The sequence below is a fragment of the Mesorhizobium amorphae CCNWGS0123 genome, assembly GCF_001686985.1.
GTDB classification, from domain to species: Bacteria; Pseudomonadota; Alphaproteobacteria; order Rhizobiales; family Rhizobiaceae; genus Mesorhizobium; species Mesorhizobium amorphae.
The window spans coordinates 4,220,245-4,239,735 of sequence record NZ_CP015318.1 but is presented as its reverse complement, the minus strand read 5'-3'; the positions used below and the strand labels follow the sequence as shown (position 1 = coordinate 4,239,735).

Annotated in this window: 16 protein-coding genes, 1 tRNA gene and 1 pseudogene; 15 read left to right on the top strand and 3 right to left on the bottom strand. The window is 62.8% G+C overall.

The annotated features are described in order from the left end of the window. Positions 1–12: 12 nt before the first annotated feature. The 15 genes and pseudogenes from A6B35_RS19970 to A6B35_RS19905 all read left to right on the top strand — a co-directional run bounded on the left by A6B35_RS19970 (position 13) and on the right by A6B35_RS19905 (position 17,756). A complete protein-coding gene (locus A6B35_RS19970) occupies positions 13–1,203 on the top strand; it encodes a hypothetical protein (RefSeq protein WP_139032207.1) in 1,191 nt (396 codons plus the stop codon). Positions 1,204–1,246: 43 nt separating this feature from the next. Next, a pseudogene (locus A6B35_RS37530) lies at positions 1,247–1,327 on the top strand (EF-Tu C-terminal domain-related protein); the annotation flags it as partial. 167 nt (positions 1,328–1,494) lie between these two features. Next, positions 1,495–3,144 (top strand): COG3904 family protein, encoded by a 1,650-nt coding sequence (locus A6B35_RS19965; protein ID WP_040582740.1) that lies wholly within the window; start codon positions 1,495–1,497, stop codon positions 3,142–3,144. Between the two features lie 91 nt (positions 3,145–3,235). After that, a complete protein-coding gene (locus tag A6B35_RS19960; protein ID WP_006202144.1) occupies positions 3,236–3,721 on the top strand; it encodes a group II truncated hemoglobin in 486 nt (161 codons plus the stop codon). Positions 3,722–3,723: 2 nt separating this feature from the next. After that, positions 3,724–4,278 (top strand): putative glycolipid-binding domain-containing protein, encoded by a 555-nt coding sequence (locus A6B35_RS19955; RefSeq protein WP_006202143.1) that lies wholly within the window; start codon positions 3,724–3,726, stop codon positions 4,276–4,278. Between the two features lie 64 nt (positions 4,279–4,342). Beyond that, positions 4,343–4,418 (top strand) — tRNA-Trp (locus A6B35_RS19950). A 381-nt stretch (positions 4,419–4,799) separates the two neighbouring features. After that, entirely contained in the window at positions 4,800–5,003 is a 204-nt protein-coding gene (gene secE, locus A6B35_RS19945) for a preprotein translocase subunit SecE (protein WP_006202142.1), read from the top strand. A gap of 27 nt (positions 5,004–5,030) precedes the next feature. Then, positions 5,031–5,558 carry a transcription termination/antitermination protein NusG gene (nusG, locus tag A6B35_RS19940; RefSeq protein WP_006202141.1) on the top strand — a complete coding sequence of 176 codons (528 nt, stop codon included), beginning with the start codon at positions 5,031–5,033 and terminating at the stop codon, positions 5,556–5,558. Between the two features lie 197 nt (positions 5,559–5,755). After that, a complete protein-coding gene (gene rplK, locus A6B35_RS19935; RefSeq protein WP_006202140.1) occupies positions 5,756–6,184 on the top strand; it encodes a 50S ribosomal protein L11 in 429 nt (142 codons plus the stop codon). Positions 6,185–6,188: 4 nt separating this feature from the next. Next, entirely contained in the window at positions 6,189–6,887 is a 699-nt protein-coding gene (gene rplA / locus A6B35_RS19930) for a 50S ribosomal protein L1 (RefSeq protein ID WP_006202139.1), read from the top strand. A gap of 376 nt (positions 6,888–7,263) precedes the next feature. After that, complete coding sequence (gene rplJ, locus A6B35_RS19925) at positions 7,264–7,782, top strand: 50S ribosomal protein L10 (protein WP_006202138.1); 519 nt, start codon at positions 7,264–7,266, stop codon at positions 7,780–7,782. A 54-nt stretch (positions 7,783–7,836) separates the two neighbouring features. Continuing rightward, on the top strand, positions 7,837–8,214 hold the full coding sequence (gene rplL, locus A6B35_RS19920) for a 50S ribosomal protein L7/L12 (RefSeq protein ID WP_006202136.1): 378 nt from the start codon (positions 7,837–7,839) through the stop codon (positions 8,212–8,214). A gap of 252 nt (positions 8,215–8,466) precedes the next feature. Beyond that, positions 8,467–12,603 carry a DNA-directed RNA polymerase subunit beta gene (gene rpoB, locus A6B35_RS19915; protein WP_006202133.1) on the top strand — a complete coding sequence of 1,379 codons (4,137 nt, stop codon included), beginning with the start codon at positions 8,467–8,469 and terminating at the stop codon, positions 12,601–12,603. Between the two features lie 202 nt (positions 12,604–12,805). After that, on the top strand, positions 12,806–17,002 hold the full coding sequence (gene rpoC, locus A6B35_RS19910) for a DNA-directed RNA polymerase subunit beta' (RefSeq protein ID WP_006202132.1): 4,197 nt from the start codon (positions 12,806–12,808) through the stop codon (positions 17,000–17,002). Between the two features lie 85 nt (positions 17,003–17,087). Continuing rightward, positions 17,088–17,756, top strand: a complete 669-nt coding sequence (locus tag A6B35_RS19905; RefSeq protein ID WP_006202131.1) for an O-methyltransferase — start codon at positions 17,088–17,090, stop codon at positions 17,754–17,756. A 41-nt stretch (positions 17,757–17,797) separates the two neighbouring features. Here A6B35_RS19905 and A6B35_RS19900 read toward each other — a convergent pair whose 3' ends face one another. The 3 genes from A6B35_RS19900 to A6B35_RS35650 form a co-directional block, all read right to left on the bottom strand. Next, positions 17,798–18,733 carry a Gfo/Idh/MocA family protein gene (locus tag A6B35_RS19900; protein ID WP_006202130.1) on the bottom strand — a complete coding sequence of 312 codons (936 nt, stop codon included), beginning with the start codon at positions 18,731–18,733 and terminating at the stop codon, positions 17,798–17,800. 110 nt (positions 18,734–18,843) lie between these two features. Next, positions 18,844–19,125 (bottom strand): hypothetical protein, encoded by a 282-nt coding sequence (locus tag A6B35_RS19895; protein WP_006202129.1) that lies wholly within the window; start codon positions 19,123–19,125, stop codon positions 18,844–18,846. Then, positions 19,122–19,460, bottom strand: coding sequence for a hypothetical protein (locus A6B35_RS35650; protein WP_139032206.1), 339 nt, complete (start codon positions 19,458–19,460; stop codon positions 19,122–19,124). Before A6B35_RS35650 ends, A6B35_RS19895 begins: the two co-directional genes overlap by 4 nt. Positions 19,461–19,491 lie beyond the last annotated feature (31 nt).

Below are 19,491 nucleotides of genomic sequence, written 5' to 3'. Positions count from 1 at the left end.
CTGGTTCGCCTGGTGCCGATGCTTGCGATGGTGATAGTTGCCTTCACCGCGAAGGCCGAGGATTTTTACCCGAAGACACCGTCCGATCCGAGGACATGGAATCCGAACACCTGGTCCCTTCCAGCCATAGTGTCCAACAATTTCTCGGATATGCAGTTCGCCGTCGTGCGCAGCAACGCGGCCGGCTGCGAGCCCAACTGTCCGGAATGGATTTCGGCGGAAGGCGCCATCGCAGCCGGCACGCCAGCGCAGCTCAAGCGCATATTGAAGACGCTCGGCCGCCGCAAATTGCCGATCATCGTCAATTCTCCGGGCGGCAATGTCGACGCGGCGCTCCAGCTTGGCCGGATAATTCGGAAGAACAAGCTCGATATCGCCATCGGTACGACCAAGTTTTCCGATTGTTGGCCCGGTATGACAGATTGCCGGGCCAATGACGGCAAGGGCGCCGCTTATTTCGGCATTGCGTCTGATGGCGGTGCCATGTGCAACTCCGCCTGTCCGCTGATGTTCGCCGGAGGCGTCCGCCGCCTGGCCGGTGGCTGGGCCTATCTGGGTGTTCATCAGATTACCACCACCTATTTCCCCGCCACACGGCACTATCGAACCACCTATCGCATCAAACGGGGCAAAAAATATCGGATCACCACGGAAACCATCACTCAAGGCGAAAGCTACAAGACCTATGAAATGAGCAAGGCGTTCGCGAGGAAGCTCTCGGCCTATCTCCGGGAGATGGGTGTTGGACAGGGCATGCTGGACACAATGAAGGCGACGCCGGCCAGCGACATCCGGCAGATCACCCTCCACGATATGCTGACGATGAAATTAGCCACCAGCACGGACACTGTAGAGAAGTTTACCAGCGCAAGCCTGTGCATGCTCGACAAGTTGGCGCCGAATTGCCGGGAAATACCGGCGAATAAGCCGGGCGGCGGACAAACGGCTGCCGCCAAGCCGGCTGAGGTGGCAGCGATCAAGGCGAAGACCGGACCTTCTCAACCGGCTCAAGTCCCACTTTTTCAACCGGCCACGCAGGCGACCAATCCTGAATCCAACCTGACCTTGATGGCCTGCACAGACATGGATGGCAAATTGCGGGTGGTTGCGACGAATCCAAACCTCGGTGAAGCCTGTGACGGCCCTAGCGGGATAGGCCCGTGGCCGGCTTGGGGTGTGACGAACGGCCCGTACACACCATAGGCATGAAGCCACGATCGGCGCGTGTGCGACAGGTTGCGCCAACCTTCCGGAACAGCTGCGCTTCGCCATCCGTGAAGGCGGCCGCACCGTAGGTGCCGGCATCGTCGTCACCATCAAAGAGTAATCAACGCCGGCCTCGGCCGGAGTTCGAAATGGAAAGGGCGGTCCTCAGGGCCGCCCTTTTTCGTTCCGGCCGTGCCCTCGACCGGACGAGGCCGCACGATGTTTCAAAGCTGTTGCAAGCGCCGCTGCCGCAACTAGTATAGGTTGCATTGGGGAGCTTGCCGGCAAGTGGTTCCAGGGCATCGTTTGAACAATCAGGCGTGGTGGTCGCTGGGGCTGGTTTGCCTGGTGTCCCTGTTGGTCATGGGGCATGCTGCGTTAGCGGCGGATGCTAGAGAATCCGATCTTGGCCCGCCGATGCGGTTTGTCGTCGTGCGCAGCAATGCGCCGGGTTGCGAGCCGACCTGTCCCGAATGGATTTCGGCGGAAGGCACGATTGAAGCCGGCACGCCGGCGCTGCTCAAGCGCGCGCTCAAGAAACTTGGCGGCCGCAAGCTGCCTGTTGTTGTCGATTCTCCCGGCGGCAATGTCGATGCGGCGCTGGCGCTTGGCCGGCTGATCCGCAAGAACAAGCTCGATATCGCCGTCGGCAAGACCCGGTTCGAGGGCTGCCTGCCGGATGAGAAGGACTGCACCGACAGTGAGGGCAAGGGTGCTGGCTATTTCGGCACTGCCTATGCCGACGGCTCCATTTGCAATTCCGCCTGTCCGCTGATGTTTTCCGGCGGGGTCCGCCGTGTGGTCGGGCAATGGGCCTTTCTCGGCGTCCACCAGATCACGACCACCTACGTCAAGACGAAATTGCAATACCGGACCACCTATCGCGTGGTGAATGGCAAGAAGAAGATCATCGGCACCAAGGTCGTCAGCCGCAAGAACGCCGGCAGCTACAAGACCTACGAGATGAGCAAGGCGGTCGAGAAGAGGCTGGCGGCCTATCTGAAGGAGATGGGCGTCGGCCAGGGCGTGCTCACAACGATGAAGAACACGCCCGCCAGCGGCATCCACCAGCTGGTCCCGGAGAGCATGCTGCGGATGGACCTCGTCACCAGCCTGGATTCCGTCGACCTGTTCACCGCGGGAACCATATGCCGCGCCAATCCGCTGCCCGCGAACTGCCGGGAGATACCGGCGAACAGACCCGCGTTGCCGGCCGGGTCCGAACCAGCCGAGGTCCCACCGGCCCAACCCGAGATCGCGCTGCGTGAACAGGATATGCGCTTTGTCGTGGTTCGCGGCATCAATCCGCTTTGCAACCCCGACTGCCCGGAATGGATCTCGGCGGAAGGCGCGATTACGCCTCAGACGCCGCAGAAGCTGCGCCAGTTGCTCGCCACGCTTGGCAACCGGCGGCTGCCTGTGGTGATCAGCTCACGGGGAGGCGACCTGTCCAGCGCTCTGGCGGCTGGACGACTAATCCATGAAAAGAAGCTCGACGTCGCCGTTGCCCGCACCGATTTCGTTGGCTGCGACCCGGCAAAGGCGGACTGCCTGGCCGATGACGGCGCCTATGCCGGGCTGAGCATCGATGCGGGCGCGGAGTGCGATTCGGCTTGCGCGCTCATGCTTGCCGGCGGCGCAAGACGGCTTGTCGGTCCCCAGGCGCGGCTTAGCCTCTACCTGATGGGACAGAGGCAGGTGGTCAAGGCCTACCTGGAGGAGATGGCGATCGGTCCCGGCCTGTTCACAGCGATTGAGCGGCGCTCGGTCGAGCGCCAGCTCGAACCCGAGATGATGCTGAAGGTCGGGCTGACGACCGGGCCCCAATCGGTGGACGCGCTGACCGGCGCCACGATCTGCAATGCGTCGCCGAAACCCGACACCTGCCGCATGGTGCCGTCGCCCAACGCCCAGGCCGACGCGCCCGCCCGTCTGTAGCGCGACGGCGTCCGGACTAACCATCGAGGCAGGTTGAGCCGTGCTCGATGTTTCCGCTATCGTCCGCGGCGATCGAGAGGCGAGGATCGATATGAGCAAGGACATCCCGACATTGTTCGAATGGGCCGGCGGCACCGAGGCGCTGAACCGGCTGACGCAGACCTTCTACGACAAAGTGGGGCGCGACCCGGTCATCGGCCCGGTGTTCAAGCACATGTCGCCGGACCATCCAGCCCATGTCGCGGCCTTCATCGGCGAGGTTTTCGGCGGGCCGAAGACCTACAGCGAAAAGCATGGCGGTCATCGCGAGATGGTGATGCATCATCTCGGCAAGCATCTGAGCGAAGAGCAGCGCCGCCGCTGGATCAACCTGCTGGCCGACGCCGCCGACGAAATCGGCCTGCCGGACGATCCCGAGTTCCGCTCCGCCTTCATGGGCTATGTCGAATGGGGGTCGCGGCTGGCGAAGATGAATTCCAACCTCGGCGAGACCTGCGATCCGCAGACAGAGCCGATGCCGGCCTGGGGCTGGGGCGTGCCCGGCGGGCCATACACGCCGCCGGGCGGGAAAGCCTAACTATGCCGAAACAGGAGACGACCGGCATCGTTCGCTGGCGGCAGTGGCAGGGGCCTGGCGTCGAACATCTCGTGCTGCGGCAGAGTGCGGACGGCATATCGGCCGAGTCTGTCGCGGTCTCGGCTGATGCCGAGCCCTTCGCCGTGCACTACCGCATTGCCTGCAGGACCGACTGGCGCACGAAGCAGGTCGAGGTCAATGTCGTTGGTGGCGCAAGGGTCGTGCTCACCACGGACGGCCTAGGCAACTGGTCGAAGGACGGCGTGCCGGTCGCCGAATTGACGGGCGCACTCGATCCCGATCTCACCGTCACGCCCTTCACCAACACGCTGCCGATCCGGCGGTTGCGGCTCAGGCGTGGCGAGATCGCCGAGATCGCCACGGCCTTCATCGAATTTCCGGATTTACGCGTCGTCAGGAATCCGCAGCGCTACACCTGTCTGGAGGAAGACAGGCGTTATTTCTACGAATCCCTGGTCAGCGGCTTCAGCCGCGAGGTCGAGATCGACGGGGAAGGGCTGGTCGTCACCTATCCCGATTTCTGGCAAAGGATATGATCAGACCGCTCTTTACAGCGCGCGCGGAAGCTTTTAGGAAGCGCCTGCGCCGAAGAGCGCGTGTACGGGCATAGCTCAGTTGGTAGAGCGGCGGTCTCCAAAACCGCAGGTCGTAGGTTCGAGCCCTGCTGCCCGTGCCATTTCCCGAAATGGCCAAATTCGACGTCCTGGTCTTGTTTGACCTTCTCGGCGCCCTCCGCATTGAAAACCGGCGGCAGGCTTGCCATATTAGCGCGATTGGGGCATAAGGCGCTCATAGCCGGGACGGAACGACTGGATGGTTCCGATGCGGCGTTTGGCCATAAAGCGGACACTTGCCACTTGCGTGGATCAAGAATCGGTTTTATGTAGACGAAACAGACACGCGACGCGTGGAGCTGGGAAGCCGGCTTTACGCGTCCGATTTGCATGGGCGAAATGGTCGCGCTGATTCGGCGCCAACATGAAGCCCAGGCGGCACGTCCCGGCCTGCGGGATCATCCAGGAGACCCGGCCAACGGGTCTTGAAGACAGAGCGGCATATGGCTTCGAAAACCACAAATCCTTTCACCTTCCTCCAGCAGGTTCGCGCGGAGACCGCCAAGGTAACCTGGCCGTCGCGGCGCGAAACGATGATCTCGACGGTGATGGTGCTGGTGTTCGCGGTCATCGCGATGATCTTTTTCTTCACCGCCGACGTGGCCATGGGCTACGCGATCGAGTGGATTCTGGGGCTTGGACGTTAAGTCCGGCGATTACGGAGAAGTCGTGAAATGACTGCGCGCTGGTACATCGTCCACGCCTATTCGAACTTTGAAAAAAAGGTCGCCGAGGACATCGAGAACAAGGCCAAGCAGAAGGGCCTGTCCGCGGATATCGAACAGATCGTGGTGCCGACCGAAAAGGTCGTCGAGATACGCCGCGGCCGCAAGGTCGATGCCGAGCGCAAGTTCTTTCCGGGCTATGTGCTGTTGAAGGCCAATTTGACCGACGCGGTGTTTTCGCTGGTCAAGAACACGCCGAAGGTCACCGGATTCCTTGGTGACTCCAAGCCGGTGCCGATCACCGAGACCGAGGCGCAGCGCATCCTGAACCAGGTGCAGGAAGGCGTCGAGCGGCCGAAGCCGTCGGTCACTTTCGAGATCGGCGAGGCGATCCGCGTATCGGACGGTCCGTTCGCGTCGTTCAACGGTTTCGTCCAGGAAGTGGACGAGGAGCGGGCGCGGCTCAAGGTGGAAGTTTCGATCTTCGGGCGCGCGGTGCCCGTCGATCTGGAATTCGGACAGGTCGAAAAGGGCTGATCCGAATACCTGCGCCGAAAAGGCGTCGGGTACCCTGGCGCCTGATGGCGGCAGGACAGGCGGCGCGGTATCTCGCGCAGCCATGAACGGGTGGGAGGCGAACGTGGGCTTAGCCGGCCGCGGGAACCGCACCACCAGACTGCAACCGCCGGTGTTCCCCGATAGTGGGGCCGGCATGAGAAAAGGCAGGAAGAGAGATGGCTAAGAAAGTTGCAGGCCAGCTCAAGCTCCAGGTTGCCGCGGGCTCGGCTACGCCGTCGCCCCCGATCGGCCCGGCGCTTGGTCAGCGCGGCATCAACATCATGGAGTTCTGCAAGGCGTTCAACGCGCAGACCCAGGAAATGGAAAAGGGATCGCCGATCCCGGTCGTCATCACCTACTACCAGGACAAGTCGTTCACCTTCGTCATGAAGACGCCGCCGGTGAGCTACTTCCTGAAGAAGGCCGCGAACCTCAAGTCGGGCTCGAAGGAGCCGGGCAAGGTCAAGGCCGGCACGATCGGCCGCGACAAGGTGCGCGCCATCGCCGAGCAGAAGATGAAGGACCTGAACGCGAACGACGTCGAAGCCGCCATGCGCATGGTCGAAGGCTCCGCCCGTTCGATGGGCCTGGAAGTGGTGGGCTGAGATCATGGCAAAGATTGCAAAGCGTGTATCGAAGACCCGCGAAGGCATCGACCCCAACAAGGCCTATGCGCTCGGTGAAGCGCTGAAGCTGCTCAAGGAGCGGTCTTCGGTGAAGTTCGACGAGACCATCGAAGTCGCGATGAACCTCGGCGTCGACCCGCGCCATGCCGACCAGATGGTCCGCGGCGTGGTCAATTTGCCGAACGGCACCGGCCGCTCGGTCCGCGTCGCCGTGTTCGCACGTGGCGACAAGGCCGAGGAAGCCAAGGCCGCCGGCGCCGATGTCGTTGGCGCCGAGGATCTGGTCGAGATCGTCCAGAAGGGCACGATCGACTTCGATCGCTGCATCGCCACGCCGGACATGATGCCGCTGGTCGGCCGTCTCGGTAAGGTGCTCGGCCCGCGCGGCATGATGCCGAACCCGAAGGTCGGCACCGTGACCACCGATGTCGCCGCCGCCGTCAAGGCGTCGAAGGGTGGTGCGGTCGAGTTCCGCGTCGAGAAGGCCGGCATCGTCCAGGCCGGCGTCGGCAAGGTCTCGTTCGACGTCAAGGCGCTGGAAGAGAATGTGCGGGCCTTCGCCGATGCGGTGACCAAGGCCAAGCCGACTGGCGCCAAGGGCAACTACGTCAAGAAGGTGTCGGTCACCTCGACGATGGGTCCGGGCCTCAAGCTTGACGTCTCGACGCTCGCAGCGTCCTGATACGAATTATCCTGATCGGCCGCTAAAAGGCTGATCTGCAAAAGAATTCCGGGCCTCCGACCTGTTGGCGGCCCGGTACCGGAAGTCGAGAGGCTTCCGGACATCCTGTCCGAGATTGCAGGCGGCCCAAACGCCTTAATTCATCTGGGCCTGCATGAGACGGGTGAAGACCCGACAACGGAGCAAGTGCTCCAATGAAAGGTTCGAACCGTGTTTGCCTTTTGTCTGCGCATCACCCGGCTTGCCGGCTGATGTGGCGAAAGGGGGCAGGATCCTCGAGCGTCGTTCGGGAGATCCGTTACTGGATGGCCCGGCCGGCAAAAGGCAACCCGACGCCTGTCCTCGCATAGGGGCAGGGGTCAACTGGAGATAGGCAGTGGACAGAGCGGAAAAACGCGAACTCGTCACGGGCCTGAATGATGCGTTTACAAGCGCTGGTTCAGTCGTCGTGGCCCACTACGCCGGTATCACCGTCGCGCAAATGAACGACCTTCGGTCGAAAATGCGCGCTGCCGGTGGCACCGTCAAAGTCGCGAAGAACCGTCTCGCCAAAATCGCTCTTCAGGGCACGGACTCCGCATCGATCATCGACCTGTTCAAGGGACAGACGCTGATCGCCTATTCGGAGGATCCGATTGCGGCGCCGAAGGTCGCGTCCGATTTCGCCAAGGGAAATGACAAGCTTGTCATTCTCGGCGGCGCAATGGGCACCACCTCGCTCAACGCCGACGGTGTGAAGGCACTCGCCACACTTCCGTCGCTCGACGAGCTGCGCGCCAGGCTGGTTGGCATGATCGCCACGCCGGCAACCCGGATCGCCCAGATCGTCAATGCGCCCGCGGCTTCGGTCGCGCGTGTCATCGGCGCTTACGCCCGGAAGGACGAGGCGGCATGAGGCCGTTCCTCGCTATCACAAACACACGTTCGAACCTTATGAAGGAATACAACAATGGCTGATCTCGCAAAGATCGTAGACGACCTTTCGAAGCTGACCGTCCTCGAGGCGGCTGAGCTGTCGAAGCTTCTGGAAGAAAAGTGGGGCGTTTCGGCTGCTGCTCCGGTTGCGGTTGCCGCTGCCGGTGGTGCTGCCGCCGCTGCTGCTCCGGTCGAGGAAAAGACCGAATTCGACGTCGTCCTCACCGACGCCGGCGCCCAGAAGATCAACGTCATCAAGGAAGTCCGCGCCATCACCGGTCTTGGCCTCAAGGAAGCCAAGGATCTGGTCGAGGCGGCTCCGAAGCCGGTCAAGGAAGGCGTTTCCAAGGCCGACGCGGACAAGTTCAAGGCCCAGCTGGAAGCAGCCGGCGCCAAGGTCGACCTGAAGTAAGCGTTGAATAATGGCGGGCGGCCTCGCGCCGTCCGCCACTCCCTTGGCGTGAAGGGAGGCTGCGTAACGCGAGACGTATGAGAACCTCTTTCCTGAGGGCCGAAACCGGCCTTCAGGAAACGGGTTTTCTCCCGTTCTAGCCCGGCCGCCGACAGGTGGCGGGACAACAGACAGGGGCTGCCGCCAAGGCGGCCCGGAATGCAAGGCGAGCCGCGGCGAGGCTCGTCCCGAGTTTAGAGCTAAGGAGCGACGATGGCCCAGACCCAGACTTTCAATGGCCGCAGACGCGTACGCAAGTTCTTCGGAAAGATCCCGGAAGTTGCGGAGATGCCGAACCTGATCGAGGTTCAAAAGGCATCCTATGACCAGTTCCTGATGGTGGACGAGCCCAAGGGCGGGCGTCCGGACGAGGGACTGCAGGCTGTTTTCAAGTCGGTCTTCCCGATTTCCGATTTTTCCGGCTCCTCGATGCTGGAGTTCGTGAAGTACGAGTTCGAAGGACCGAAATTCGACGTTGACGAATGCCGTCAGCGCGACCTGACCTATGCCGCGCCGCTGAAGGTGACGCTGCGCCTAATCGTGTTCGATATCGACGAGGATACCGGCGCGAAGTCGATCAAGGACATCAAGGAGCAGGACGTCTACATGGGCGACATGCCGCTCATGACCTTGAACGGCACCTTCATCGTCAACGGCACCGAGCGCGTCATCGTCTCGCAGATGCACCGTTCGCCGGGCGTCTTCTTCGACCATGACAAGGGCAAGTCGCACTCGTCGGGCAAGCTTCTGTTTGCCGCGCGCGTCATCCCCTATCGTGGTTCGTGGCTCGACATCGAGTTCGATTCGAAGGACGTCGTGCACGCCCGTATCGACCGCCGCCGCAAGATCCCGGTGACATCGCTCTTGATGGCGCTCGGCATGGACGGCGAAGAGATCCTGTCGACCTTCTACAACAAGATCACCTACAAGCGCGCCGGCGACCACTGGCGCATTCCGTTCAACGTCGAGCGTTTCCGTGGCCTCAAGGCCGTCGGCGACCTCGTCGATGCCGACACCGGCGAGATCGTCGTCGAGCAAGGCAAGAAGATCACCGCCCGCCAGGCGAGGGCGCTTGGCGAAAAGGGCCTGAAGGCGATCAAGGCGACCGACGAGGACCTGCTCGGCAACTATCTGGCCGAGGACATCGTCAACTACGGCACCGGCGAGATCTTCCTCGAGGCCGGCGACGAGATCGACGAGAAGACGCTGAAGGTGCTGCTCGGCACCGGTGAGCATGAGATCCAGGTGCTCGACATCGACCACGTCAATGTCGGCGCCTATATCCGCAACACGCTCAACGTCGACAAGAACGAAAGCCGCCAGGACGCGCTGTTCGACATCTATCGTGTCATGCGCCCCGGCGAGCCGCCGACGCTCGAGACCGCCGAAGCCATGTTCAACTCGCTGTTCTTCGACAGCGAGCGCTACGACCTGTCGGCCGTCGGCCGCGTCAAGATGAACATGCGCCTCGAGCTCAAGGCCGAGGACACCGTGCGCGTGCTGCGCAAGGACGACATCCTGGCCGTGGTCAAGACGCTGGTCGAACTGCGCGACGGCAAGGGCGAGATCGACGACATCGACAATCTCGGCAACCGCCGCGTGCGCTCGGTCGGCGAGCTGATGGAGAACCAGTACCGCGTCGGCCTGCTGCGCATGGAGCGCGCGATCAAGGAACGCATGTCCTCGATCGAGATCGACACGGTGATGCCGCAGGACCTGATCAACGCCAAGCCAGCGGCTGCCGCCGTGCGCGAGTTCTTCGGTTCCTCGCAGCTGTCGCAGTTCATGGACCAGACCAACCCGCTGTCGGAGATCACCCACAAGCGCCGTCTCTCGGCGCTTGGACCGGGCGGTCTGACCCGCGAGCGCGCCGGCTTCGAGGTGCGCGACGTGCACCCGACGCATTACGGCCGCATCTGCCCGATCGAGACGCCGGAAGGCCCGAATATCGGTCTGATCAACTCGCTGGCGACCTTCGCACGCGTCAACAAGTACGGCTTCATCGAGAGCCCGTACCGCAAGATCGTCAGCGGCAAGCTGACCAATGAGGTCGTCTATCTGTCGGCGATGGAAGAAGCCAAGCACCATGTCGCGCAGGCCAATGCCGAGCTCGACAAGAATGGCGGTTTCGTCGACGAATTCGTCATTTGCCGTAACGCCGGCGAAGTGATGATGGCGCCGCGCGAGAACGTCGACCTGATGGACGTGTCGCCGAAGCAGATGGTTTCGGTCGCCGCGGCGCTGATCCCGTTCCTCGAGAACGACGACGCCAACCGCGCGCTGATGGGCTCGAACATGCAGCGTCAGGCCGTGCCGCTGGTGCGCGCCGAGGCGCCGTTCGTCGGCACCGGCATGGAGCCGATCGTTGCCCGTGACTCGGGCGCCGCCATCGGCGCCCGCCGCGGCGGCATCGTCGACCAGGTGGACGCGACGCGTATCGTCATCCGCGCCACGGAAGATCTCGATCCCGGCAAGTCGGGCGTCGACATCTACCGGCTGATGAAGTTCCAGCGTTCGAACCAGAACACCTGCATCAACCAGCGTCCGCTGGTGCGCATGGGCGACCGCGTCAACAAGGGCGACATCATCGCCGACGGTCCGTCGACCGAGCTCGGCGATCTGGCGCTCGGCCGCAACGTGCTGGTCGCGTTCATGCCGTGGAACGGCTACAACTACGAGGACTCGATCCTGCTCTCCGAGCGTATCGTGGCCGACGACGTCTTCACCTCGATCCACATCGAGGAGTTCGAGGTCATGGCGCGCGACACCAAGCTCGGACCGGAGGAAATCACGCGCGACATTCCGAACGTCTCGGAAGAAGCGTTGAAGAACCTCGATGAGGCCGGCATCGTCTATATCGGCGCGGAAGTGCAGCCGGGCGACATCCTGGTCGGCAAGATCACGCCGAAGGGCGAAAGCCCGATGACGCCGGAAGAAAAGCTCCTGCGCGCCATCTTCGGCGAAAAGGCCTCGGACGTTCGCGACACCTCCATGCGCATGCCTCCGGGCACGTTCGGCACCGTCGTCGAAGTTCGCGTCTTCAACCGCCACGGCGTCGAGAAGGACGAACGCGCCATGGCAATCGAGCGCGAGGAGATCGAGCGCCTGGCCAAAGACCGCGACGACGAGCAGGCGATCCTCGACCGCAACGTCTATTCGCGCCTGTCCGACACGCTCGTCGGCAAGGATGCGATTGCCGGGCCGAAGGGCTTCAAGAAGGGCTCGAAGCTGTCGAAGGATACGCTCGACGAGTATCCGCGTTCGCAGTGGTGGCAGTTCGCGGTGGAGAACGAAAAGCTCCAGAGCGAACTGGAAGCGCTGCGCGGCCAGTACGACGATTCCAAGAAGGCGCTCGAGCAGCGCTTCATGGACAAGGTCGAGAAGGTGCAGCGCGGCGACGAAATGCCTCCGGGCGTCATGAAGATGGTCAAGGTCTTCGTGGCCGTGAAGCGCAAGATGCAGCCCGGCGACAAGATGGCCGGCCGGCACGGCAACAAGGGTGTCGTGTCGCGCATCGTTCCGGTCGAGGACATGCCTTTCCTCGAGGACGGCACGCATGCCGATATCGTGCTCAACCCGCTGGGTGTGCCGAGCCGCATGAATGTCGGCCAGATCCTGGAAACGCATCTGGGCTGGGCATGCGCGGGCATGGGCAGGAAGATCGGCGAGCTGATTGATGCGTACAAGGCGGGTGGCGACATCAAGCCGCTGCGCAAGACGCTCGAAAGCTTCATGCCGGCCAACGACCGCAACGAGCCGGTTCGCGAGTATGACGACGAGAGCGTCGTTCGCCTCAGCGAACAGATGCGCCGCGGCGTCTCCATCGCGACGCCGGTGTTCGACGGCGCGCATGAGGCCGACATCAACGTCATGCTGGAGCAGGCGGGCCTGCACACCAGCGGTCAGTCGCAGCTCTATGACGGACGCACCGGCGAGCCGTTCGATCGCAAGGTGACGATGGGCTATATCTACATGCTCAAGCTTCACCACCTGGTGGACGACAAGATCCACGCGCGTTCGATCGGACCGTACTCGCTCGTCACCCAGCAGCCGCTGGGCGGCAAGGCGCAGTTCGGCGGCCAGCGCTTCGGCGAAATGGAGGTCTGGGCGCTCGAAGCGTACGGCGCCGCCTACACGCTGCAGGAGATGCTGACGGTGAAGTCGGACGACGTCGCCGGCCGCACCAAGGTCTACGAGGCGATCGTCAGAGGCGACGACACGTTCGAGGCCGGCATTCCAGAGAGCTTCAACGTTCTCGTCAAGGAAATGCGGTCTCTCGGCCTCAATGTCGAGCTGGAGAACACCAAGCTCGACGACAACCCTGTCCGGCTGCCAGATGCTGCCGAATAGGGGCGCAGCCGAGTAAGGCAATGGCGCGCCGCGGAAAGCCGCGACGCGCCTTCGAGCATGATCCCGAAAAGTGGCTACCGGTTTTCGGCCAAGATCATGCTCAACCAAAAAGTATTCTTCGGCCGGTGGGCCGACCAGTCAGCGGGCATTCGGCCCGCGCTAGATGCAAGGGGTTTTCGAGGACCCCGAAAAGGAGAACGGCATGAACCAAGAGGTCATGAATCTCTTCAATCCCCAGGCGCCGGCGCAGGTGTTCGATTCCATCCGGATTTCGCTCGCCAGCCCTGAGAAGATTCTGTCCTGGTCGTTCGGCGAGATCAAGAAGCCGGAGACCATCAACTACCGCACCTTCAAGCCGGAGCGCGACGGCCTGTTCTGCGCGCGCATCTTCGGCCCGATCAAGGACTATGAGTGCCTGTGCGGCAAGTACAAGCGCATGAAGTACAAGGGCGTCATCTGCGAAAAGTGCGGCGTCGAAGTCACGCTGTCGCGCGTTCGCCGCGAGCGCATGGGCCATATCGAGCTCGCCGCTCCGGTCGCTCATATCTGGTTCCTGAAGTCGCTGCCGTCGCGCATCGGCACGCTGCTCGACATGACCCTGAAGGACATCGAGCGCGTCCTCTACTTCGAGAACTACATCGTCACCGAGCCAGGCCTCACCGCGCTGAAGGAGCACCAACTGCTCAGCGAGGAAGAGTACATGATCGCCGTCGACGAGTATGGCGAGGATTCATTCACCGCCATGATCGGCGCCGAGGCCATTCATGACCTGCTCGCCGGCATGGACCTGGAGAAGATCGCCGGCGACCTGCGTTCGGAGCTGGCCTCGACCACTTCCGAGCTGAAGCAGAAGAAGTATCTGAAGCGGCTCAAGGTCGTCGAGAACTTCATGGAGTCCGGCAACCGTCCGGAATGGATGATCATGAAGGTGGTTCCGGTGATCCCGCCGGACCTGCGCCCGCTCGTCCCGCTGGACGGCGGCCGTTTCGCCACGTCCGATTTGAACGACCTCTATCGCCGCGTCATCAACCGCAACAACCGCCTGAAGCGGCTGATCGAGCTGCGCGCGCCCGGCATCATCGTGCGCAATGAAAAGCGCATGCTGCAGGAAGCCGTCGACGCGCTGTTCGACAACGGCCGCCGCGGCCGCGTCATCACCGGCGCCAACAAGCGTCCGCTGAAGTCGCTGTCCGACATGCTGAAGGGCAAGCAGGGCCGGTTCCGCCAGAACCTGCTCGGCAAGCGCGTCGACTATTCGGGCCGCTCGGTCATCGTGACCGGTCCGGAGCTCAAGCTGCACCAGTGCGGCCTGCCGAAGAAGATGGCGCTCGAACTCTTCAAGCCCTTCATCTACGCCCGCCTCGACGCCAAGGGTTTCTCCTCGACCGTCAAGCAGGCCAAGAAGCTGGTCGAGAAGGAGCGTCCGGAAGTCTGGGATATCCTCGACGAGGTCATCCGCGAGCATCCGGTGCTGTTGAACCGCGCGCCGACGCTGCACCGCCTCGGCATCCAGGCGTTCGAGCCGATCCTGATTGAAGGCAAGGCGATCCAGCTGCATCCGCTGGTCTGCACGGCCTTCAACGCCGACTTCGACGGCGACCAGATGGCCGTTCACGTGCCGCTGTCGCTGGAAGCGCAGCTTGAAGCCCGCGTGCTGATGATGTCGACCAACAACATCCTGCACCCGGCCTCCGGCGCGCCGATCATCGTGCCGTCGCAGGACATGGTTCTCGGTCTCTACTATCTCTCGATCGTCAACCAGAACGAGCCGGGCGAGGGCATGGTGTTTGCCGATATGGGCGAACTCCAGCATGCGCTCGAGACCAAGGCGGTGACGCTGCACGCCAAGATCAAGGGTCGCTTCCGCACGGTCGACGCCGAAGGCAAGGTCGTGTCGAAGATCCACGACACCACGCCTGGCCGCATGATCATCGGCGAGCTGCTGCCGAAGAACGTCAACGTGCCTTACGAGACCGCCAACCAGGAGATGACCAAGAAGAACATCTCCAAGATGATCGACACCGTCTACCGCCATTGCGGTCAGAAGGAGACGGTCATTTTCTGCGACCGCATCATGGCCCTCGGCTTCAGCCACGCCTGCCGCGCCGGCATTTCGTTCGGCAAGGACGACATGCTGATCCCGGACGCCAAGATCAAGCTGGTGTCCGACACCGAGGCTTTGGCCAAGGAATACGAGCAGCAGTACAATGACGGCCTGATCACGCAGGGCGAGAAGTACAACAAGGTCGTCGACGCCTGGGCCAAGTGCTCGGAAAAGGTCGCCGACGAGATGATGGCCCGCATCAAGGCGGTCGAGTTTGAGGACAATGGCCGTCAGAAGCCGATGAACTCGATCTACATGATGTCGCACTCCGGTGCGCGTGGCTCGCCCACCCAGATGCGCCAGCTCGCCGGCATGCGCGGCCTGATGGCCAAGCCGTCGGGTGAAATCATCGAGACGCCGATCATCTCGAACTTCAAGGAAGGCCTGACCGTGCTCGAGTATTTCAACTCGACCCACGGCGCCCGCAAGGGTCTGGCCGACACCGCCCTGAAGACGGCGAACTCGGGCTATCTCACCCGTCGTCTGGTCGACGTGGCGCAGGACTGCATCGTCAATTCGGTCGACTGCGGCACCGACAAGGGCCTCACCATGCAGCCGATCGTCGATGCCGGCCAGGTCGTCGCTTCCGTCGGCCAGCGCGTGCTGGGCCGTACGGCGCTCGACGACATCAACCATCCGGTGTCGGGCGAGGTTCTGGTCAAGGCCGGAACGCTGATGGACGAGCGTGACGTGGAACAGATCGAAAAGGCCGGCGTGCAGTCGGTCCGCATCCGTTCGGCACTGACCTGCGAGGTCAGGGTCGGCGTCTGCGCGGTCTGCTACGGACGCGATCTTGCCCGCGGCACCCCGGTCAACCAGGGCGAAGCCGTCGGCGTCATTGCGGCGCAGTCGATCGGCGAGCCGGGCACCCAGCTCACCATGCGTACCTTCCACATGGGCGGTACCGCGCAGGTGGTGGATAGCTCGTTCCTTGAAGCCTCGTATGAGGGCAAGGTCGAGATCCGCAACCGCAACGTGGTGCGCAACTCCGACGGCCAGCAGATGGTCATGGGCCGCAACATGGCGGTGCTGATCCTCGACGAAGCCGGCAAGGAACGCGCCACGCACCGGGTCACCTACGGTTCGCGCATCTTCGTGGACGATGGCGACAAGGTGAAGCGTGGCCAGCGTATCGCCGAGTGGGATCCTTATACCCGCCCGATCCTCACCGAAATCGAGGGCAAGGTGCAGTTCGAGGATCTGGTCGACGGCATTTCCGTCCAGGAAACGGCTGACGAATCGACCGGCATCACCAAGCGCGAGGTTATCGACTGGCGTTCGACGCCACGCGGCAACGACCTCAAGCCGGCGATCGTCGTGCATGACACCAAGGGCAAGGTCGGCAAGCTGTCGAAGGGCGGCGATGCCCGCTTCCTGCTCTCGGTCGAGGCGATCCTTTCGGTCGAGCCGGGCGCGCATGTCCGGCCCGGCGACGTGCTGGCACGTATCCCGATGGAAAGCGCCAAGACCAAGGACATCACCGGCGGTCTGCCGCGTGTTGCCGAACTGTTCGAGGCACGCCGTCCGAAGGACCACGCCATCATCGCCGAGATCGACGGCACGGTCCGCTTCGGCCGCGACTACAAGAACAAGCGCCGCATCATCATCGAGCCGCATGACTCGACGCTTGAGCCGGTCGAATACCTGATTCCGAAGGGCAAGCCGTTCCATCTCCAGGACGGCGACGTCATCGAGAAGGGCGACTACATCCTCGACGGCAATCCGGCGCCGCATGACATCCTGGCCATCAAGGGCGTGGAGGCGCTTGCGTCCTACCTCGTCAACGAAATCCAGGAGGTCTATCGCCTGCAGGGCGTGTCGATCAACGACAAGCACATCGAGGTGATCGTTCGCCAGATGCTGCAGAAGGTCGAGATCACCACGCAGGGCGACTCGACCTACATTCCGGGCGACCACGTCGACGTGATCGAGCTGGAAGAGGTCAACGAGCGGCTGATCGAGGACGGCAAGAAGCCGGCCGAAGGCCAGCCAGTGCTGCTCGGCATCACCAAGGCCTCGCTGCAGACGCCGTCCTTCATCTCGGCCGCCTCCTTCCAGGAGACGACGAGGGTTCTCACCGAAGCGGCGGTTGCCGGCAAGACCGACATGCTGCAGGGCCTAAAGGAAAACGTCATCGTCGGCCGTCTGATCCCGGCCGGCACCGGCGGCACGATGAGCCAGATCCGGCGCATCGCCACCTCGCGCGACGAGCTGATCATCGACGAGCGCCGCAAGGCCTCGGGTGTCGAGGTCGCCGAGCCGATGCTGACCGACATGGTCACCGCCGCGCAGTAAGCGCGGAAAGAAGAGAAGAAGGAAAAGGGGCCCAAGCGGCCCCTTTTTCGCGTTTGGTTCCCGCATCCGATCGGAGGAGAAAACGATGAGCAACAAGAAGAGCTGGACGGCCGTCGACGACTACATCGTCGCCTCCCTGTTTGAACCGGACCCAGTCCTTGATTCCGTTCTGGCGGCCAACCATGATCAGGGCCTGCCGGCGATCGATGTCTCGCCGGCGCAAGGCAAGCTGCTTTCGCTGCTGGCGCGCATGCAGGGGGCGAAGAAGATTCTCGAGATCGGTACGCTCGGCGGCTATTCGACGATCTGGATGGCGCGCGGGCTGCCTTCGGACGGGAGGATCGTAACGCTCGAACTCGATCCGCACCACGCCAGTGTCGCGCGGTCGAACTTTGACCGGGCAGGGGTGTCGGACCGGGTGGAGCTGCGGGTCGGGCCGGCGCTGCAATCGCTTGCGGCGCTGGGTGCCGAGAATGCCGGACCGTTCGATCTCATCTTCATCGATGCCGACAAGCCGAACAACCCGAACTATCTGTCCTGGGCCATGCGTCTTTCGAGGCCGGGGACAGTCATCGTCTGCGACAACGTCATCCGCGACGGCGACGTGCTCGATGAGGACGGCCGCGACGCCAATGTCGAAGGTGCTCGCGCGGCGTTCTCGTTCATCGGTGGCGACAAGCGCCTGGACGGCACCGCTATCCAGACGGTCGGCGCCAAGGGCTACGACGGCTTTGCCATTGCGATCGTTGACTGACGGCTAAGCGAGCCAGATACGCAAAACGGCAGACGACGCTCTCAATCGAAGAACGCTTCCACCACATTGCGCTTGCCGAGCATGAAGGCGTCGGCGACGTGCTGCAGCGGGGCGAGATCGACGTCGGAGACGCCGGCGCGGACGATCTCGGCGAAGCGCCTGTACAGCATCGGGTATTCGCCTTCCGGTTCTTCATGAACGATCTTGCCGTCGATGGCGAGCTTCGAGCCGCCGCCGGAAAGCACCATATTGCCCCGGTCGGTCTCGGCCAGGATGTCCCAGCTTTGCGGGCCGGTCTGGAGCCAGTCGAGCTCCATCGTCACCGGCAATCCGTTCGAGGTGCGGAAGGTGACGTGTGCAGCGACAGGAGCGGCGCGGTTTTCCGGAAAATCGAGGACGGCAGAGGTGATGAACATTGCCGGCAGGATGTGGGTCACGATCGACAGCGCGTTGATGCCGGGATCGAAGACGCCGAAGCCACCCGGCGCCCAGATCCATTCCTGGTTTGGGTGCCAGCGGCGCACGTCTTCCTTCCAGTTGATGGCGGCCGACTTGATGCTGGCTGATGCGAGGAAAGCGCGCGCGGCTTCCACCGCCGGCGCATAGCGCGAATGCCAGCTGGCGAACAGCGAGACGCCGTTTGCCGCCGCCAGCGTCTTCAGGTCTTCAACCTCGCTGACCGTGGCGCCAGGCGGCTTCTCCAGGAAGACATGCTTCTTCGCCATCAGCGCCGTGCGCGCGGCATCATAGCGGAATTGCGGCGGCATGCAGAGCGAGACGGCCTCGAGCTCCGGCACCGCATCGAGCATCGCTTCGATGTCATGGAAATTCGGAATGCCGTCGACCTTGCCGTGCCGGCTGGCGGCGGCGACGAGGCGATAATCCCCGTCCTTGGCCAGGGCCGGAAGGTGCTGGTCGCGGACGATTTTCCCGACGCCGACGATGCCGAGCTTGATGGGACCATTGTTCGAAGGCATGGGGACTCCGCAGATTGGAATTTCGCCTGGTTCTTAGCAGAGAACCGGTGTCGGGCAAGCCGGGCGAGGTGGGCGCGGCGACGAGGGCGACAAGCCGCCGATTCTCTCGGTCAGATTGCCACGTCGAAGGTGACGATCGATACTTCGCCTTCGAGCGCGCCCTGATAGGCCGACAGATGCGGCTCGTCGTCGGGAATGCCGTCCATGTCGCCGATCTGGTCGAGCTCGGCTTCGGCATAGCCCTCGGCGGCGAGCGATTCGAGCGCGCGGCGCACAGCCGAATCGTCATCGGGCGCGACCAGCATCACATGGACGCCTTCCGGCTTGCCGCCTTTCCTCTTCCAGACGCGGCCGGTGATGATGGTGACCGGGCGCTCCTCATTGTCGTTCACAGGCTGATTCCTCTAGAGACTGGGCGGCCGAGCGGATTTGCACTGCCCGTGCCGCCTTTTGGCATGAAGGCCGGGCTGACAACAGCCAGAAGCCGGTCACTTTCTTCCTCGCCCTTGCAAAATTGCGAAAGAAAATTACATGCGCTTTTCGCATGGCTGCCAAGCCCCGGTTGCGGCGCAATATTTGGTGTCGCGGGGTTGACGGCCATCGGGCTTGCGAGTAGAAGCCGCCCAGTCAGAACCGATGTGAGGCTCTCCCTTCCGAAGCGACACGCTTTGGAGTTTGCCTCAAACAGGGTTCGTTTTACGAGCGAAAAGACATTTCCGGCGCGCATGAAGCGGTTTCCGCTTCCTCTGCAATTTGTT

Coding starts and splice junctions, on each gene's coding strand:
- A6B35_RS19960 (WP_006202144.1), top strand. CDS start 3,236: ATGAGCAAGGACATCCCGACATTGTTCGAATGGGCCGGCGGCACCGAG.
- A6B35_RS19955 (WP_006202143.1), top strand. CDS start 3,724: ATGCCGAAACAGGAGACGACCGGCATCGTTCGCTGGCGGCAGTGGCAG.
- secE (WP_006202142.1), top strand. CDS start 4,800: ATGGCTTCGAAAACCACAAATCCTTTCACCTTCCTCCAGCAGGTTCGC.
- nusG (WP_006202141.1), top strand. CDS start 5,031: ATGACTGCGCGCTGGTACATCGTCCACGCCTATTCGAACTTTGAAAAA.
- rplK (WP_006202140.1), top strand. CDS start 5,756: ATGGCTAAGAAAGTTGCAGGCCAGCTCAAGCTCCAGGTTGCCGCGGGC.
- rplA (WP_006202139.1), top strand. CDS start 6,189: ATGGCAAAGATTGCAAAGCGTGTATCGAAGACCCGCGAAGGCATCGAC.
- rplL (WP_006202136.1), top strand. CDS start 7,837: ATGGCTGATCTCGCAAAGATCGTAGACGACCTTTCGAAGCTGACCGTC.
- rpoB (WP_006202133.1), top strand. CDS start 8,467: ATGGCCCAGACCCAGACTTTCAATGGCCGCAGACGCGTACGCAAGTTC.
- rpoC (WP_006202132.1), top strand. CDS start 12,806: ATGAACCAAGAGGTCATGAATCTCTTCAATCCCCAGGCGCCGGCGCAG.
- A6B35_RS19905 (WP_006202131.1), top strand. CDS start 17,088: ATGAGCAACAAGAAGAGCTGGACGGCCGTCGACGACTACATCGTCGCC.
- A6B35_RS19900 (WP_006202130.1), bottom strand. CDS start 18,733: ATGCCTTCGAACAATGGTCCCATCAAGCTCGGCATCGTCGGCGTCGGG.
- A6B35_RS35650 (WP_139032206.1), bottom strand. CDS start 19,460: ATGCGCGCCGGAAATGTCTTTTCGCTCGTAAAACGAACCCTGTTTGAG.